This is a genomic window from Anabaena lutea FACHB-196 (genome assembly GCF_014698305.1).
GTDB classification, from domain to species: Bacteria; Cyanobacteriota; Cyanobacteriia; order Cyanobacteriales; family Nostocaceae; genus Anabaena; species Anabaena lutea.
On record NZ_JACJST010000006.1, the window covers coordinates 79,514 to 98,127 of the forward strand.

The following is an 18,614-nucleotide window of genomic DNA, read 5'->3' on the forward strand; positions in this document are numbered from 1 at the left end:
AGGAGGTACACATCTAGGGGCAAGATGCCCACACGACAATAGTTTCATTATTTGAATGAAATCCACTGTAGTTCTAGAAGTTTTGGCTATTTTGACTAGATAAAGTTTTTAACTTGATTAACGAAAATTTTCAATTTGGAGCTTCTTGAGATGGTATCTGAAATCAACGGAATGGAATTGAGGTTAGAAGGGTTAAGCAAGTCTTTTGACAAAAAGACAGTTTTACAAAGCATTGATTTAGAAATTCAACCAGGGGAATTTGTCGCTATTGTTGGTCGGAGTGGCTGTGGCAAAAGTACGATGTTGCGTTTGGTTGCCGGACTAGAAACACCCAATGAAGGTAATGTCATTTTGAATGGCAGATACACCGATCAACGCATCAACCCAGATATCCGTATGATGTTTCAAGATGCACGGCTTTTACCTTGGCAAAGAGTTTTGGCAAATGTGGAGTTAGGTTTACTCGGTTCTAATTCCAAAGTTTATGCCAAGCAAACGGCTTTACAAATTCTGCGGGAAGTAGGTTTAGAAGACCGCGCCCATGAATGGCCTGCTGTGTTATCTGGTGGACAACGGCAACGGGTAGCTTTAGCCAGGGCTTTAGCAAGTAAACCTTCTTTATTATTACTAGATGAACCCTTGGGTGCGTTGGATGCCCTAACTAGAATTGAAATGCAGCAATTAATAGAACGTTTATGGCAGGAACAAGGATTTACTGCCCTATTAATTACCCATGATGTCGAAGAAGCAGTCATATTAGCAGACAGAGTGGTGTTAATTGAAAACGGAAAAATTGCCATGAATGAGAAGATTTCTCTGCCACGTCCACGGTCTAGAGGAGATGCAAAATTTGCTCAGACTGTTGAGAAAATTTTAAACCGAGTTATGGGTCAACCAGAATATCAACATCCAGAGATAGAATACATTTTTAGTTCTACAAATGCCTAAATCTCTACAACACAAACTGCAAAATCAACATTATTAAAAATATGACTTTAGCCTTAGAACGTCCACAAAAAACTAAATATACACAGATTCGGGAAAAATTGAGTTATCTTGTCATAGATATCGACGCTCATACCCAAGAATTTCACCCTGCTTTTTGGGATTATTTAGAATTAGTCGGTAGTACAGAAATTGTAGATCGTTTTCAATCTAATTAGAAACTAAGAATAGAGAAAGACATTCACTCCTTGCATTATCGCTTCTTCTTAATCTGGGTTTAAAATTCCCAATTCTTCCCAACTCCAATTTCAATTTTTCAAAGCTGTCAACCCCCAGCAAATACAGCTTTCAATAGTTTAACCTACACGAGTTTGTAGAGGTTAATTAATAAAGCAATAACCTCTTTTACTCAGTAGCCCTAAGTTTTTTTCTCACTCAGTTGCAGTTAGTTTTCCTTACACCTTAAATCCGGGGTGGGTGTTTCTTTCCCACCTCACTTTCTTAAATCGCTTACAAATTTGTCACTAATTTCGATAATAAAAGGTAATTTAATAATGCCAAATTGGAAAAATAAACTGGAGTCATGGCAGCGCCCACGTATCACTCGTCGTCATGCCTTATTTGCTTTTGGCTACAGTTTAGTTTTATCAACTACACTGTTTAGTTGTAACAGCCCACAAAATAATAGTCTGCAACAGAGTAATTCATCTCAAAGTAATACAGGATCTAATACAAATAGTATATCTACCTCTGGGAATAGTTCTACCACTAGCCAAAAATTAGTGAGAATTGTCCGTTCTAAACAACTCACAGCCTTGGCAGTTTTAGAAAAGCAAGGTACTTTAGAAAAGCGATTAGAACCTCTGGGCTACAAGGTTGAATGGCCAGAATTTGCAGCTGGCCCACAACAATTAGAAGCTTTGAATGCAGGTGGACTTGATATTGCTTCTACTGCTGAATCACCGCCTATTTTTTCCCAAGCTGCTGGCGCACCACTTGTTTATTTAGCAGCTAATTCTTCAGATGGACAAGCTATTTCTCTTTTAGTTCCAGCTAACTCACCTGTTAAAAATTTCAAAGATTTAAAAGGTAAAAAAATTGCTTTTCAGAAAGCATCTATTGGGCATTATCTTACAGTTAGAGCCGTAGAAAAAGAAGGCTTAAAACTAACTGATGTTGAGTCTGTTTTTCTAGCACCTCCAGATGCTAACGTTGCTTTTAGTCAAGGTAAAGTTGATAGTTGGTTTATTTGGGAGCCATTCGTTACTAGAAATGTCCAAAACAAAGTTGGTCGTGTATTGATAGATGGTGGTAATGGTTTAAGAGATACTAATAACTTTTATTCTACAAACCGTAAATTCTATCAAGAAAATCCTCAAGTAATTAAAATCTTTTTGGAAGAATTACAAAAAGCACAAACTTGGTCTAAGAATCATCCCCAAGAACTTGCTCAATTACTCGCTCCTGTCACTCAGCTTGATGCAGCAACACTAAAAAAAATGCACAGTAAATATGATTTTGCATTAGTGCCTATTAATGAAGCAGTTATCAACAAGCAGCAAGAAGTTGCAGATAAATGGTACAGCCTGGGACTAATACCCAAGAAAGTAAATGTTAAAGACGGTTTTTTAACACCTGAGCAGTATGCAGAAATTACCCCCAAAGAGGTGTTAGCTAGTAAGTAATAATGGGGCTGATTTAGTATTTCGCTTAAATAGCTGATTCAATTTGTAAGTATTGATTTTGAAATTTCAACTATGACAACTCTAACTTTAACCAAGTTTCAAATTACTCCTCTTAATGCACCCCTGGGAGCAGTAGTTACTGGACTAGATGCTAGTCAAGCTGTTGCACCGGAAGTTATTTTGCAATTAAAACAAGCACTGCGGGATTATCATATTCTCATCTTCAAAAATCAAAATTTGACGAATGAGCAATTTTTAAACTTTAGTTTTTATTTTGGTTCTCTTTTTGTTCCTCCTGATGATGTTCCAGTTCTAGCCTCTCAACCAGGAGTAACACCAGTCATAATTCCTGTTTCTAATGTTGATGGTGGCTATACAGGAACTGGGGAATTAGCTTTTCATTCTGACCATAAATGGACTCCTTTTCCTTCCAGTGGTTCTTTACTCTATGCTTTAGAAGTGCCACCTGAAGGGGGAGATACTTCTTGGTTAAATCTGAATTTAGCTTATGAAACTTTGGATGAACCGACAAAACAACGAATTGCTAATTTACAGTTAATTACTTATAACCCGTTTTTAAACAAACCAGGAGAACCCCGGAGAAAGTATCGTGAGGATAAAAGTATTCCTCTTATTAGTCCTGTATATCCTCACCCATTGGTCAGAACACATCCAGAGAGTGGCAAGAAGATTTTATATTTAGATTACGCCACAGAAGTTGAAGTTGTAGGTTTAGATCCCCAAGAGGGTCAAGAATTAATTGCACAGTTACGGTATCATCTGCATCAGCGTCAATTTTATTATCAACATAAATGGGCTGTAGGCGATATTGTTTATTGGGATAATCAATCTACATTACATTATCGCCAAGCTTTTGATTCTAATCAGCGTCGGGTTATGAAACGGATTAGTTTAGCGGGTAGCCGCCCATTTTAAATTCTGTAATAAAACAGTAAGAAAACAATTTGAATTGAAATTTAGTGAAGAGAGAATCATGAACTTTAACTTACCACGACGCACAGTTTTACAGAAATTTGTTCAATACTCAGCATTAGCTTTGGTTTTTCTTTCTGCTCCAATTGCTAGTCACATAGTCCAAGCCCAAAATACAACTGCTGTTAATAAAACAGGTATCAAAACAAAAGTAGTACGACTTGCTTATCAAACTTCTGGGGATATTGTAAAGATTAAAAGAGTGATAGATAAGCGTCTTCAACCTTTAGGTGTAAAGGTTGAATGGTCTCCATTTCCTGCTGGGCCACAACTAATGGAAGCGATGAATGCAAATAGAGTTGATATTGGTTCTGTCGGAGAAACACCACCTATATTTGCTCAAGCTGCTGGCGCTCAACTTGTATATATTGCTGGACGTAAACCTAGTAAGGGTGAAGGTAGTGCTATTATTGTTCAGAAAGATTCTCCTATTAAGACAGTTAAGGATCTTAAAGGTAAAAAAGTTGTTTTTCAAAAGGGATCAGCATCACATTATTTACTACTAAGAGCTTTAGCTGAAGTAGGTTTGAAATATAGCGATATTCAAGCAGTTAGTTTAACTCCTGCTGAAGCTCGTGATGCTTTTATTCAAAAAAAGATTGATGCTTGGGTAGCTTGGGACCCTTTTATTGCTTTTGTTCAAAAAACTGCTAATGCTCGTGTTTTGAGAAATGCGTCAGGAATTGCTACCCAAGGTGGATTTTATATGGCTAGACGTAGCTTTGCTGTTGAAAATCCAGAAGTTGTACGTATAGTTTTAGAAGAAGTGGATAAGTTAGGGGAATGGGCAGAATCTAATCCTAATGAGGTTGTGAAAATTCTTGCTCCTGAATTAAAACTTGATCCGTCACTTTTAGCGGTCGTAGTTCGTAGACGCACATTCCGTTTACGTCCAATTAACTCATCTCTGATTGCTGAACAACAACGTATTGCAGATTTGTTCTATAAGGAAAGAGTTATTCCTAAACAAATTGCTATCAAAGATTCGGTTCTATCTTCTCAACAATATGCAGCTATTACACCTCAAAGAATTAGTAAAAAATAACCTGCATTAATTCTAATTTTCCCATTCTAATGGCGGATAAACACCGCCCTTAATCATCCTCATCATTACTTAATAAATTGTTATGAAACTTTCTTCTACTTCTACTGATTTTTCATCCAAGTATTCAAAGAAAAAAAACAAGTTCTATTTTAAGTTTTTCAAAAATCGGTATTTTCAGTCATTCATACCTTGGGTTGTACCCGTAACAATAATTATAGCTTGGCAATTCTTGTCTTTTATTGGCTTTATTCCTACGAGAATATTACCAGCACCTTTAGCAGTTGTTGGTGCTACTATTAAATTGGCTCAAACAGGTGAACTTTTCAGAAATATTGGTATTAGTTCTCTACGGGCAATATCTGGGTTTTTACTTGGAGGAGGTATTGGATTTAGCTTAGGTTTACTGAATGGTATTTCTCCAATTGCCGAAAAATTGTTAGATACATCTCTGCAAATGCTGCGGAATATTCCTAATTTAGCATTAATTCCATTGGTAATTTTATGGTTTGGTATTGGTGATGAGGCACGATTATTTCTGGTATCTTTAGGTGTAATGTTCCCTATTTATTTAAATACTTTTCATGGAATTCGCAGCGTTGATGCAGGATTAATTGAAATGGGGAAAATCTACGGTTTAAATACTTGGGGGTTGTTTTGGCGAATTATTCTTCCAGGGGCTATGTCTTCTATCTTAGTAGGTGTGCGATTTTCTTTAGGAATTATGTGGTTAACTCTCATTGTTGCTGAAACTATTGCGGCAGATTCTGGTATTGGTTACATGGCTATGAACGCCAGAGAATTTATGCAAACAGATGTGGTAGTTTTGAGTATTTTAATATATGCTTTGTTTGGTAAGCTGGCTGATGTCGTAGCTAGAGCTTTGGAGAATTATTGGTTGCAATGGAATCCTAATTATTTGAAGGGTTAAACTACTAATATTCGATAAATTTAAAGTATATCCCGGATTTCTCACAAGTGAAAAAAAATCATCGACGTAAGCAAAACTGGGGATGATGTAATTGATACATCTTAACCAATTCTCCCCAACCTCCCAGACTAGCTTATAATTTCCAAGGGGCGCACGCTCTCCACAGGTAAGTCAAAGGGGGATAGATGACACTTAAGCGGTTGCTGTTAATTGGGCTGACACTGTTAGCAATGATGTTGTCGGGGTTGTCTTTATTTGCTAGTTGGCAAAAACCTCAGTTCCAAAGTCGTCTGGAACTGTATCAAACCAATATTGTGCTACAAGCCCAAGCATGGCAACCAGAAGATAGCAACGACGGGAATTTTCAAGCCATTCGGGAAGCCATACTGGGGGATAAACCTTTAGAAAGTGCTACCAAGCAATATCAAGAAGCGCAAGAATCTGTCCAAATTAATTTGGATAAAGTCGAAAACAAACTAGTAAAACTGCGTGTCACACCTCCTAAACCCCTACCAAATGAAGCTCTTGATAGCAATACCTCTCCCCAAGAAAAGCAACAGTTAGAGAAGTCTGTCAACCAGCTGCAAAAATTGCGGCATGAATTAGATTTGCGGCTAGGAATCTTACAAGCAAAGCAGGGTAAAATAGATAGCGCCCTCAGTACTTGGAGTCAAGTACAGGAAAACTCAGATATAAATCCAGAATTTGGCAAAACTGCTGACACATTAAGCGGAATTTGGAGTAACCCCCCTCGTTTACTCCCAAATGCTCAACAACTGATTCAAAAAAATTTAGAAGGTTGGTTTCGCTCTACTGCGCTGATTCAGTTATATGAAATTCAGCAACGTCAAGACGCTCTAATCGCCATTCAATCTGCTCAACAAGCATCTGCTACGGACGCAATTTGGAAATTAGCAATAATTGCGACTATCCCCAGTTTAACGGCGTTAATTGGCGTAGTACTGTTGGTAGTTTTAGTTATTCAGCGTTTACTGAAGGGAAGAGAATCCGTATTGGCTGAAAATGGTGAAAAGCCTTGGTCAACACCTTGGGATGTAGAAACAATTTTACAGGTTTTTGTCCTGGGATTTTTCTTAATGGGACAATTACTTATACCCGAATTATTAACTCTTCTTCCTATTCCCCGTTCTACAGGTAATGCGCGAGTTCAGGCTTTCTCCGTTTTGGTAAGTTACTTGCTAGTTGCCTTCGGTGCGTTGTCAGTGCTGTATTTCTCTATCAAACGCTATTTCCCCCTCCCAGAAGAATGGTTCCGCTTCAGGTTGAAAGGTAATTGGTTTTTGTGGGGACTGGGTGGCTATTGCACCGCTTTACCCATTGTGGTGATAGTGTCTTTAATTAATCAAAAATTATGGCAAGGACAAGGCGGTAGTAATCCGCTCTTACAACTGGCACTAGAAAGTAGAGATAACATAGCATTGGGAATATTTTTCTTTACAGCTGGTATAGCTGCACCACTGTTTGAAGAACTTCTATTTCGCGGCTTTTTGTTACCTTCTCTAACTCGTTACATTCCAGTTTGGGCAGCCATTGTCGCCAGTAGTTTGTTATTTGCTGCGGCTCACCTGAGTCTGTCGGAAATTCTACCTTTAACTGCCTTGGGAATGGTCTTAGGAATAGTGTACACGCGATCGCGCAATCTCCTCGCCCCTATGCTTCTCCACAGCCTCTGGAATAGCGGTACATTACTCAGTTTATTTCTTTTGGGTAGTGGAAATAATTAAGCTTATTAGCAGATGCAAAAATGCCCCCGTAGCAAGGATTTGGTGGGCAATGCCCACCCTACGTATATTTCCAAAATCAAATCTTATTCCTATAACAATTTTGACCTATTGACCTACTTACCTGATTTTGCAATTTTGTACAAAATCTGCTGTATTACATTTAATAACATTCATATACATATGTTCGCTTTATTTTTGCATTTAGAGGCGTTATATATAATGTTTCTACATAATTTATTACTTGGCACAGCCTTACATAGAATTGATTGAAGACTCTTTTTTATAATTATGTGTATGGGGATCATTAACTGCCAAGGGTTTCAAAAACAAAAAAATCTGTGTGCATATGCACTGACAAAACCACGATAAAAGTGTATCCTTATATTTACAGCCAACTCAAAAAAGTCCGGATCTACTAGCAGTAGACTTGTAGAAAATAGTAGGGTGTAGTAGTTTTTAGAGATGATTAGGGTTAATTATCCTCAAGAGAAATGTTAAGCCTATAAATCTGCTTCCCTTGCTGCCTTCAAATTTGTAAGCAAATTGACCAAAATTCATTGATAACCGTGATATTTTCAGGTGTTATGAGACTATTTCCTCATATAGCAATTCTTACTGAGGTTGTGAACATACTGTAGGTTAGGTTTAGACGAGGTAATTAACTGATAACACTCACAGATAAATCACCAAAGCGCGTCTTCACCCAAAATTCACTATACAATATGTGTTCACGATTCCTGATTAATCGCTATACCACGTTGGGATAGTTAGTATTATTTTATATCTCTTGAACAGCCTATTAGCATAGGTGCAAGTTGAGCAATCATATCTATTACTGATAGATATCTTGGGTGAAAAATTCTCTACTGTCACGCCCAAATCTAAAATCTAATATTGGTATCAGTCCCATACTTCCAAGTTATTGATGGAAATGTGGCATCTTAGCTTTGGCTATTGATATTAAGAATTGCTTATCCTATGAAAATGAAAATATATTTAGTCATTACATATATTTTCTTATTCTTAAGACAAGTAGGAATTAAAACTTATACAACACACATCAAGGATGATAACTTAAATATGGCGAATCTTAACCCTTCTCACTCTACCAAACAACTTTTAGCTGGTTACAGTGGCATTATTTTTGGGGGATTTGGACTGCATAAATTTATTCTTGGTTATGCCCCGGAAGGTTTTATCATGCTAGTAATTTCTGTAGTTGGAGGTTCTATCACTTTTGGTTTTACATTGGTGATTATGCAATTTGTAGGTTTAGTTGAAGGCATGATTTATTTAAACAAGAACCATGAAGAATTTGTTAATACCTATTTTGTGAATAGACAAGGCTGGTTTTAGAGTTTTGATTAAACAGCTATAGGAATCAAACCTGATTCCTATATGTATTTTCAGTATATTTAGGAAATTGACATCAACAGTATTCTTAATCTAAAATCTAAAATCTAAAATTGGTAAGATATGCCAATCCTTAAACCTAAGCAGGTTAACTTAATTATTTTATTGCTGATTGGTATTGCTTATTTCAGCACTATGTCTAATTTAGAAATCAACAATTTCTACAAAAGCCTGATTTTCATGATGCCTATTCAGATAGGGACTGTCATCTATGTAACTTATAGGCGCTGGAGTCGTTGATGTTAGTTGACAATTTAAATATTATTGACATTTGGTCATAGTTACAGATTTCGCCTAATCTCGAAGTAGAGACACCTGTTGTCAGGGATAGAATTTTTATAGCGAATCTAAAAACTTGCCATGCAACTTCTCCCAGAAACTAAGCTTGCCCCAGAATCTACCCCAATGACAGAAAAAATTATTTTAGATGTTGGGGGCATGAAATGTGCTGGGTGTGTAACAGCAGTAGAAAAACAGCTAAAGCAACATCCAGGAATCAGAAGCGTCTGTGTTAACCTAGCGACAGAAGTAGCCGTCGTAGAGGCAGAGGCTGGTGTGGCAGATGCAGATGCACTAGCAAAGGGATTGACGGCAACGGGATTCCCCACGCAAACCCGTACAGCTAATAGCAAAATAGCAGGTGAGACATCTGCTAGACAAGACCCCGCAATCAGACAGCGCCAAGAAATGGTAGGGGCCATAGGGCAGTTAGCGATCGCAGGACTGCTACTGCTATTATCAGGAATTGGACATTTTGGTAGTACAGTTTTCCCCATATTCAATAACATCTGGTTCCACTGTGGACTAGCCACTGTATCCCTGCTAATTCCCGGCCGCCCAATTTTAATCGATGGCTGGCGTGGTTGGCGACGGGGTGCGCCCAACATGAATACCTTAGTCAGTTTGGGAACTCTGACAGCCTACACAGCTAGTTTGGTAGCGCTGTTGTTTCCCCAAATGGGTTGGGAATGCTTTTTTGACGAACCGGTGATGATGCTGGGCTTTATCCTCCTAGGCAGGACATTAGAACAACAAGCTAGAGGTCGTGCTGCTGCGGCATTTAGGCAATTACTAGCACTCCAGCCGCAGATAGCCAGATTGATTGCTAACCCAGAAGCAGAGAAATTAATAGTAGGGGCAAATATTGTCGAGATACCTGCTGAACAAGTGCGGATTGGTGAATGGTTGCAGGTGTTACCAGGAGATAAAATCCCCGTTGATGGTGAAGTTCGCTTTGGACAAACTACGGTGGATGAATCGATGCTGACTGGGGAATCTGTACCAGTGATGAAGCAACCAGGAGATGCAGTCGCGGCGGGAACTCTCAATCAGTCGGGTGCGATCGCTATTCAAGCTACTCGTACAGGCAATGATACTACTTTGGCACAAATTGTGGCTTTGGTAGAAGCTGCCCAAACTCGGAAAGCGCCAGTACAAAAATTAGCAGATACGGTTTCTGGTTATTTTACCTATGGGGTGTTAACAGCTTCTTTGGTAACTTTTCTATTTTGGTATTTTTTCGGTACTCACATTTGGCCAGAAGTTACCGTTTCCAGTGGGATGGAAATGATGAGTCACTCAGCACAACACCCAGCCCCCAACACACATTACTCCTCACTGTTAATTAGTTTAAAATTAGCGATCGCTTTGATGGTAGTTGCTTGTCCCTGTGCTTTAGGACTAGCAACCCCCACAGCCATTCTGGTTGGTACAGGTTTGGGTGCAGAACGGGGTTTGTTAATTAAAGGTGGTGACGTTTTAGAAAGAGTCCACCAACTAGATACTGTGGTGTTTGATAAAACAGGAACTCTGACTACAGGTCATCCAACTGTGACAGATTATTTGGTATTTGCAGAAAATGGAGCGGAAAATTCACCTCAGTCTCTTCTCCAACTAGCAGCGGCAGTAGAAAGCGGCACTTATCATCCCCTAGCTAGAGCAATTCACCAAGCGGCACAGCGGCAAGAGTTATCAATTCCCCATGCTGTAGATTTTCATACGGAACCAGGGCTAGGAGTGTCTGCTGTAGTCGAAGGCAAAAAAGTACTTTTAGGTAATTGGGATTGGTTGAATGGCCACGGAATTGCTATTAGTGAAACCGCACAACAGCAAGGGCAAAAATGGGCAGTAGCGAGTAAAACAGTCATTGGTGTGGCAGTGGATGGCAGTTTAGCTGGATTAATTGCTGTCAGTGATACCCTCAGACCAGATGCAAAAGCAACAGTAGACAAATTACGTCAAATGGGTTTACGGGTCATCCTCCTCAGCGGTGATAGATTAGAAGCAGCCAGTGCGATCGCAGGGCAACTAGGATTAGATAGTAGTGATGTCATGGCAGGTATCCTCCCAGCAAAGAAAGCCGCAGCAATACAGACTCTTCAAACTGGGGAACATCAATCCGTTGTGGCAATGGTAGGAGACGGCATCAATGATGCTCCCGCTTTATCTCAAGCAGATGTCGGCATTGCTTTAAACTCTGGCACAGATGTGGCTATGGAAACAGCCGAAATCATACTCATGCGTGACTGTCTAAGCGATGTTGTACAATCAATCTTACTCAGTCGTGCAACGTTCAACAAAATACGTCAAAATTTATTCTGGGCTTTTGCATATAATACAATTGGTATCCCATTAGCAGCAGGTATTTTCTTACCCAGCTTGGGATTTGTTCTGAGTCCATCCAGCGCAGCTGCGCTCATGGCTTTCAGTTCGGTTAGTGTTGTCACTAACTCAGTTTTATTACGCCGCTTTGCACATCTACCTTAAAATTAAATTAGGTCAACATAATTCGTAATTGATAATAATGCCTGCGGTCGGCATTATTACGAATTACGAATTAGTAATTATTTGGTCAAAGCCGCTACCTTACCAGAGGAGAGGTTTACCAGAAAGGTCTGACGTTTAATTCAGTTGATCTACTGATCACTGGTAGGCAAAATCTAAGTAAAATCTATCTTGGCTCATACCGCTCAATTCAGGTGTTATGACAGGGAATAGATGACTATTAACAAGCTTAAAAGTATAAAAAGTGTCTGGGTTTTATGATGGCTGCTTTCTCTGCCAGACTCTAGGTGTAGCTTGCTTTTCCCAAGGGGTATGTAGAAGGCATCAGTCTATGTCCATACTGTATCTGTCAACGGACATCAGTTAACAAAAGCTATCTAAACTCCTCCCAGAGACAATATACTCATATGGGCAAAAGCAATATACTATTCTCTTCTCACGCCATGTGTAATTTCAATGTTGATTAGATTTAATATGAGATAATTTTCTCTAAAAGTATGGTAGAAAAAGATACTCATTCAATGCTTGTGTATCCAAGTTCAACAAATTTTAGTAACCATCTGTCAATGGCAGCAGAACTTAATGAAAACCATCTACTGATTATAGAAGATGATCAAGGACGTAAAGAATTCCCTCTGGAAAACTCCGTCTATTCTATCGGTAGAGACCGTAATTGCAGTATTCGGTTGATATCGCAGTTTGTCTCTCGTCACCATGCCACCTTAGTCCGATTCCCACGCAAGAATCAGAATAATGGCTATTATTACCGGATTATAGATGGTGATTCCAAAGGTAAGCCCAGTGCCAACGGTTTAGTGATTAACGGACGCAAACTACCAACCCATAACCTTAAAAATGAAGACGAAATTGTCTTTGGACCTCAAGTACGCGCAATTTATTATGTGTTAAAGAATACTCGGCTTTCAGGACAAACGGATGCTTGTGAGTATGATATTACATTAATAAACCCTGGAACAACAGAGGATATGGAGGACTAATACTGTTTCACTGGCAGATTGATACAAATGGACAGAGGCTCTGACCAGGAATTTTAGATTTTAGATTTTAGATTTTAGATTAAAAAAAATTTGGTACAGGTTCCCCGTCTTTCAGGACGGCAAAATCATAAATGCCAAATCCAAAATTTTCAAGCTCTACACTTTAAGGTTGAGTCAATCCAAAATCCAAAATCGTAAATCCAAAATCGAGTGACGCGGAGATTCATTTGTAGCTTTAATCAAGTGAATTGATATGACAGGTCAAGAACTCAAGTTGCTAGTAACTGGCGATACTAGCAACTTAGGTTATGATCCGGCAAGACTTTCAATTAGATGCCAATGTCGGCTATGTTCAATTGCCTGCTTGACAAAATCAAACATTTGTCGGCAATGATTATTCAATTGGAGTGGCAGTTCCTCATTTTTCATCACAATACTTAATCGGGTTTCCGCTTCCGTAGCAGTAGATTTATCAATCAGGACTTCAACGCTAACTAACTTAGAAAAAGATACATTACCAGGAATTTCACGAGCCATAATGTAGTCGGCTGTGTAGTATTGAACATCCAAGTCACAATCTTGTAGCAGTTCTATAAGTAATGCTTGGAGATGCTCAATGGGAACAGAAACAATAAATGAACAGGTATAGCGAGCCATAATAGCCCCACGCCTTACAACACTCCGTCCATCCTATAATACTGAAGTAAATAAAAGACAAGTTGTTATAAATTTATTACCTGAAGCCGATTTTTTTGGCAAGCGATCGCTCTACAGTTCAAGAAGAGATAGGGGAAAATGGGGATATGGGGGCAATTCCCCCTTTCCCCCGTGCTTCTTCTGTTTAACAGAACAGGATATTAGCTATTATTCCTCTGGGACATCAACCAAAATATTGCCTTCTTCCACACGCAGAGGAAATACAGGTAAGGTTTTAGCTTCAGAAACCATAGAAAGTAACTTACCCACTCCAGGTGGCCAGGGACACCAAGTTTTTACTTCACCGCTACTCAGGTCAAAAGCGCTACGATGGAAAGAGCAGACAATCGCCCCGTCTTTGATTTTCCCGGATTTCATCGGTAATTTTAAGTGAGGGCAGCTATTCTCTACAGCATAAATCTGATTTTCGTGGTTTAACAGCAAGATATTCCGCTTACCCACTTTCACAACTTCTCTGGCACCGGAACCCAGTGCATTAGCTGATAGAACCTTAATCCAGGCCATACAGTTCTCCTTTATTTACAAACCTGTTCTCAGTTTCCCGCAATTGTGCGCGGTGTGATTAAATTAATAATTAGGGCTTGCTGTTCGCGTAGCGTGCCGTTAGGCATAAAAGTCTTTTCGTCAGGAGTCAGGAGTCAGGAGTCAGGAGTCAGGAGTCAGGAGTCAGGAGTCAGGAGTCAGGAGTCAGGAGTCAGGAGTCAGAATTAGAAACAGCGTCCAGGAGAGGAAATACACTCTAATTTTCCCAGATGTTTCTCAGTGATAATTTGATAACTAATAGATAAACCTAAGCCTGTACCTTTACCTACAGGTTTAGTAGTGAAAAAAGGGTCAAAGACTCGCTTGTAGATATTTGCGGGAATGCCAATTCCATTATCAGCTATGCGAATAATTACTTTTTTATCTTCCCCCATTTCAGTATAAATGCGAATCTGTGGTTTGCTTAATGCAAATTCTTGACTGAGAATAGACTCTTCCAAAGCATCAATCGCATTTACCAGAATATTCATAAATACCTGGTTGAGTTGTCCAGCGTAGCACTCGACTAAAGGTAAATTACCATACTCTTTGATGAGTTCAATAGCAGGACGGTTAGATGTAGCTTGGAAACGATTTTGCAAAATCATCAGAGTACTATCTAGACCCTCATGGATATTTACTGCTTTCATTTCGGCTTCATCCAAGTGAGAAAAGGTTCGCAGAGATAGAACAATTTCTTTAATTCACCGAACTTGATATAATTCTAAAGACCAGGAATGTAGGCTTAATTTTGATGGCAATTATTAAAAATTCACATATGTAAAATTCAGAATATATAAAAACTGATGAAACAGGCAAAAATATTACTCGAACCAGGCACATTATGGACAAAAGTCAAACAAACCACAGAACAAGCTTTAAAATGCGGGGCGCTAAAATCCATTCCCACAGAGTTTGAATTTATTGAACAAGATGGAATTAAATTTTTAGTCAGAATTTTATCTAACCTCAACCTTAAAAAAGCAGCTAAGGAAAAACAAGAAAAACAAACCACCGCAACTGGTAAAGAGTTTAATCCTTTCTTACCTTACGAAGAAGATTTATTTGTGGCGGATATTTCTGATACTCACGTTTGCATTTTAAATAAATTCAATGTCGTTGATTATCACTTGCTGATTATCACCCGTGCTTTTGAAGAACAGGAAAGCTTACTAACTTTAGAAGATTTTGCCGCGATGTGGGCAATTCTTGCTGATTTCGATGGTTTAGTGTTTTATAATAGTGGCCAACTTGCTGGTGCTAGTCAGCGACATAAACATTTGCAAATTGTCCCTTTTTCGGGGAAAGATATTCCCATTACACCGCTTTTAACAGCCGCTAAATTTCAAGATTCTATTGCTGCAACTATACCTGGACTTCCTTTTTTACACGCGTTCACATCTCTAGATATCCAAGCAGGTGCTGAGGTAACTTTAGCTAAATATCACGATTTACTGCGGGCGGTGGGTATTGAACCGATTAATAATATACAATCTATTGCATATAATCTTTTGGCTACGCAAGAATGGATGTTAATTGTACCGCGATCTCAGGAGGAATTTGAGTCAATTTCTGTGAATTCTTTGGGGTTTGCTGGTGCTTTGTTGGTGCGGAATGCTGAACAATTGCAACTGCTTAAAGATATAGGGCCAATGAATATTTTGAGGAATGTGGCTGTAGTGGAGTTTTAACGCAGAGGAACGCAGAGTTAAGCGCAGAGGGACACGGAGGAGGTTGTTTTTGAGATGGAGATATAATTTATTTTTGCTCTCTGTAGTTATTAAAAAATAAGAAAATTTATGGAATCTCTTGATTTAAAATGGATTCGCGCACAATTTCCAGCATTAACACAAACTATCAATGGATACCCAGCGATTTTCTTTGATGGTCCCGGTGGAACTCAAATACCTGGTGCGGTGCTGGATGCGATGAGTGATTATCTAGTACGTTCTAATGCTAATGCTCACGGTTATTTTGCTACCAGTGTGCGGACGGATGCGGTGATTAATTCTGCACGGGCTGCGATCGCTGATTTTTTAGGATGCGATAATGATGAAGTCGTATTTGGCGCAAATATGACTACTCTCACTTTTGCTGTTAGTCGCGCTATTGGTAGAGAATTACAAGCAGGTGACGAAATTATTGTGACTTGTCTTGATCACGCAGCTAATATTTCTCCTTGGTATGCTTTAGAAGAAAAGGGTGTGATTATCCGTGTTGTGGATATGAATGTTGAAGACTGCACTCTCGACATGAATGATTTGCAACAGAAAATTAATTCGCGCACAAAGTTAGTAGCGGTAAGTTATGCTTCCAATGCAGTGGGGACTATTAATGATATTGCTAAAATTGTCAATTTAGCTCATGCTGTTGGTGCTTTAGTTTTTGTGGATGCTGTCCATTATGCACCTCATGCACCAATTAATGTTCATCATTTAAACTGTGATTTTCTTGCTTGTTCTGCTTATAAATTTTTCTCTCCTCATGTCGGTATTCTCTACGGAAAAAGAGAACATTTAGCGCGGTTTTCTCCTTATAAAGTAAAACCTGCATCTGATGAAGTTCCATCTCGTTGGGAAACAGGAACTTTAAATCATGAAGGTTTGGCGGGATTAGTAGCAACAATTAATTATTTAGCAAAATTAGGTTGTCATGTTTCTCCAACTTTAGATAATGAGTTGCTTTCGTCTTTAATCGAAGCTGATAGAGAAGGGTTAACTACATTTCATTGTCCTCGCTTTCTCACTGAACCTGGACAACCTAACTCTGAGTTAGCATCAGCTTATCACAGTCGTCGTGCGGCTTTGTTAGCTGCAATGTCCGCCATTCAGCAATATGAAAGACAATTAAGTAAAAAGCTCATTTCTGGATTGTTAGAAATTCCTGATTTAAGGGTTTATGGTATTACTGAACCTTGTGAATTTATCTGGAGGACACCAACTGTTTCTATTCGCATTGAGGGAAAAACACCGGCAGATATAGCTAAGATTTTAGCAGAGAAAGGAATCTTCACTTGGCACGGTAATTTCTATGCTATTGAACTCACAGAAAAGTTAGGTGTGGAAACAACTGGTGGTTTACTGCGAATTGGATTAGCACACTATAATAGTGTGGAAGAAATTGAACAACTTTTGTCGGTGTTAGTTGAGATTTAAATTCTCAAGAAATGCTTAAAAACAATATCAAACTGTGAAAAATCACATGGTGGGTTAATCGCTAACTAACCCACCATTACTATCCCCTAAATTTATGGTGGGTTACGGACTACCTAATCCACCCTACTATTTTTGGGTAATTTATTTTTTGGTGTTCCCTAATTAAACCTTGATTGGGATAATCTTTTTCATACTCTAGTTTAATCTTTTCCTGATGTTCATCAATGCGTTGATTCAATGAGCGAATTGATTTTCTGTGGTTTTTATTCCCCATCAAATTAGTAGATGCTCCTACAGTTTACTATAGGCATCTGAGATTACTGATTTTTTTATTTTTACGTTTACAAAATAATTATAAGTTAAAAAAGGTGGGAATTACCCACCCGCTATTTACTCAGCAAACACACTAGCAAAAAAGTCCAAAGTCTCCTTCAAAGCCTTGATGAAAACATCAATTTCTTCGCGGGTATTGTAAAAAGATAAACTTGCCCGTGCAGTTCCCGCTAAACTTAAATAACGGTGTAATGGTTGAGTACAATGATGTCCAGAACGAATAGCTACACCTTCTTGATCTAACAATGTTGCTAAATCATTAGCATGAACTTCAGGGACTGTAAAAGCTGCTAATGCGGCTCTCCCTTCCCCTTGAGCATTAGGTTTCGGCCCGTAGATTCTAATTTGGGGTATTTGCCCTAATTGCTCAAATAAATAAGCAGTTAATTCGGCTTCATAAGCATGGATTTTATCCATACCGATATTAGTAAGATAATCTATCGCTGCACCAAGTGCGATCGCTTCCCCAATAGCCGGAGTACCCGCTTCAAATTTATGAGGTAATTCCGCATAGGTAGAATGGTCTAAAAATACCTCTGCAATCATTTCACCACCACCGAAAAATGGCGGCATTGCTTCTAGTAATTCCAACTTACCATACAAAAAGCCAATGCCAGTGGGAGCGCACATTTTATGTCCAGAAGCTACCAACCAATCACAGTCAAGTTCTTGGACATCAATAGGCATATGGGGGACACTTTGACAAGCATCAAGTAAGAATTTAGCACCGTGTCTGTGAGCAATTTCAGCTATTTCTTTAACTGGGTTTATACAACCCAAAGTGTTAGAAACATGAACAATAGACACCAACTTTGTTTTTTCAGAAATCAGTGTTTTAAACTGTTCTAAATCAAAAGTTTCTTCAGGAGTCAATTCGACAAACTTCAAGACCGCGCCAGTTTTTTGAGCGACAAATTGCCAAGGAACTATATTACTATGGTGTTCCATGACCGAGAGAATAATTTCATCTCCTGGCTGTAAATTGTTCATTCCCCAACTGTAAGCGACTAAGTTAATAGCTTCACTAGCGTTGCGGGTGTAAACAATTTCTTGACGTGATTTTGCATTAATGAATTTTGCTACTTTATCGCGTGCGGCTTCATAAGCATCAGTCGCTTTTGCACTCAAGAAATGTGCCCCACGGTGGACATTAGAATTGTATTGTTCATAATAATCACGCCAAGCATTTAATACAGCTAAAGGCTTTTGAGAAGTAGCCGCATTATCGAGATAAACCAGGGGTTTACCGTGAACTTCCTGATGTAAAATTGGGAAGTCAGAGCGAACTTTATCAGCGAGAGATTTGGTAGAAGTGATGACCATTTTTAATAAAGAGTTCAGGTGTGTGTAG

At 38.9% G+C, this 18,614-nt stretch carries 15 protein-coding genes and 1 pseudogene; 12 read left to right on the forward strand and 4 right to left on the reverse strand.

Annotated features, from left to right (window positions below; all coding sequences use genetic code 11):
* Positions 1-150 precede the first annotated feature (150 nt).
* The 10 genes from H6G59_RS08590 (at position 151) to H6G59_RS08635 (ending at position 12,536) form a co-directional block, all read left to right on the forward strand.
* Complete coding sequence (locus H6G59_RS08590; protein ID WP_190713410.1) at positions 151-948, forward strand: ATP-binding cassette domain-containing protein; 798 nt, start codon at positions 151-153, stop codon at positions 946-948.
* A 41-nt stretch (positions 949-989) separates the two neighbouring features.
* Positions 990-1,163: a hypothetical protein gene (locus H6G59_RS08595; protein ID WP_190713412.1), complete on the forward strand. Its 174-nt coding sequence runs from the start codon at positions 990-992 to the stop codon at positions 1,161-1,163.
* A 336-nt stretch (positions 1,164-1,499) separates the two neighbouring features.
* Complete coding sequence (locus H6G59_RS08600; protein WP_190713414.1) at positions 1,500-2,630, forward strand: aliphatic sulfonate ABC transporter substrate-binding protein; 1,131 nt, start codon at positions 1,500-1,502, stop codon at positions 2,628-2,630.
* Between the two features lie 72 nt (positions 2,631-2,702).
* Positions 2,703-3,566, forward strand: a complete 864-nt coding sequence (locus H6G59_RS08605; protein WP_190713416.1) for a TauD/TfdA dioxygenase family protein — start codon at positions 2,703-2,705, stop codon at positions 3,564-3,566.
* A gap of 58 nt (positions 3,567-3,624) precedes the next feature.
* On the forward strand, positions 3,625-4,668 hold the full coding sequence (locus H6G59_RS08610; protein WP_190713418.1) for a sulfonate ABC transporter substrate-binding protein: 1,044 nt from the start codon (positions 3,625-3,627) through the stop codon (positions 4,666-4,668).
* A gap of 82 nt (positions 4,669-4,750) precedes the next feature.
* Complete coding sequence (ssuC, locus tag H6G59_RS08615) at positions 4,751-5,596, forward strand: aliphatic sulfonate ABC transporter permease SsuC (protein WP_190713420.1); 846 nt, start codon at positions 4,751-4,753, stop codon at positions 5,594-5,596.
* 185 nt (positions 5,597-5,781) lie between these two features.
* Positions 5,782-7,341 (forward strand): CPBP family intramembrane glutamic endopeptidase, encoded by a 1,560-nt coding sequence (locus tag H6G59_RS08620; protein ID WP_190713422.1) that lies wholly within the window; start codon positions 5,782-5,784, stop codon positions 7,339-7,341.
* 1,080 nt (positions 7,342-8,421) lie between these two features.
* A complete protein-coding gene (locus tag H6G59_RS08625) occupies positions 8,422-8,697 on the forward strand; it encodes a TM2 domain-containing protein (RefSeq protein ID WP_190713423.1) in 276 nt (91 codons plus the stop codon).
* Positions 8,698-9,114: 417 nt separating this feature from the next.
* Complete coding sequence (locus tag H6G59_RS08630) at positions 9,115-11,520, forward strand: heavy metal translocating P-type ATPase (protein ID WP_190713425.1); 2,406 nt, start codon at positions 9,115-9,117, stop codon at positions 11,518-11,520.
* Positions 11,521-12,035: 515 nt separating this feature from the next.
* Positions 12,036-12,536 carry an FHA domain-containing protein gene (locus H6G59_RS08635; RefSeq protein WP_190713427.1) on the forward strand — a complete coding sequence of 167 codons (501 nt, stop codon included), beginning with the start codon at positions 12,036-12,038 and terminating at the stop codon, positions 12,534-12,536.
* Between the two features lie 306 nt (positions 12,537-12,842).
* Here the strand turns inward: H6G59_RS08635 and H6G59_RS08640 are convergent, their stop codons facing one another.
* From H6G59_RS08640 to H6G59_RS08650, 3 genes and pseudogenes are all read right to left on the reverse strand, one after another.
* Entirely contained in the window at positions 12,843-13,193 is a 351-nt protein-coding gene (locus H6G59_RS08640) for a hypothetical protein (protein ID WP_190713430.1), read from the reverse strand.
* Between the two features lie 207 nt (positions 13,194-13,400).
* Entirely contained in the window at positions 13,401-13,757 is a 357-nt protein-coding gene (locus H6G59_RS08645; RefSeq protein ID WP_190713432.1) for a Rieske (2Fe-2S) protein, read from the reverse strand.
* Positions 13,758-13,960: 203 nt separating this feature from the next.
* Positions 13,961-14,479, reverse strand: a pseudogene (locus H6G59_RS08650) (sensor histidine kinase); the annotation flags it as partial.
* Positions 14,480-14,581: 102 nt separating this feature from the next.
* Here H6G59_RS08650 and H6G59_RS08655 point away from each other — a divergent pair.
* Complete coding sequence (locus tag H6G59_RS08655; RefSeq protein ID WP_190713434.1) at positions 14,582-15,466, forward strand: ATP adenylyltransferase family protein; 885 nt, start codon at positions 14,582-14,584, stop codon at positions 15,464-15,466.
* A 108-nt stretch (positions 15,467-15,574) separates the two neighbouring features.
* Positions 15,575-16,930, forward strand: coding sequence for a cysteine desulfurase-like protein (locus H6G59_RS08660; protein WP_190713436.1), 1,356 nt, complete (start codon positions 15,575-15,577; stop codon positions 16,928-16,930).
* Between the two features lie 390 nt (positions 16,931-17,320).
* On the opposite strand, the gene H6G59_RS08665 is transcribed toward H6G59_RS08660, so the two are convergent.
* Entirely contained in the window at positions 17,321-18,586 is a 1,266-nt protein-coding gene (locus H6G59_RS08665) for a cysteine desulfurase (protein WP_190713438.1), read from the reverse strand.
* Between the last annotated feature and the right edge of the window lie 28 nt (positions 18,587-18,614).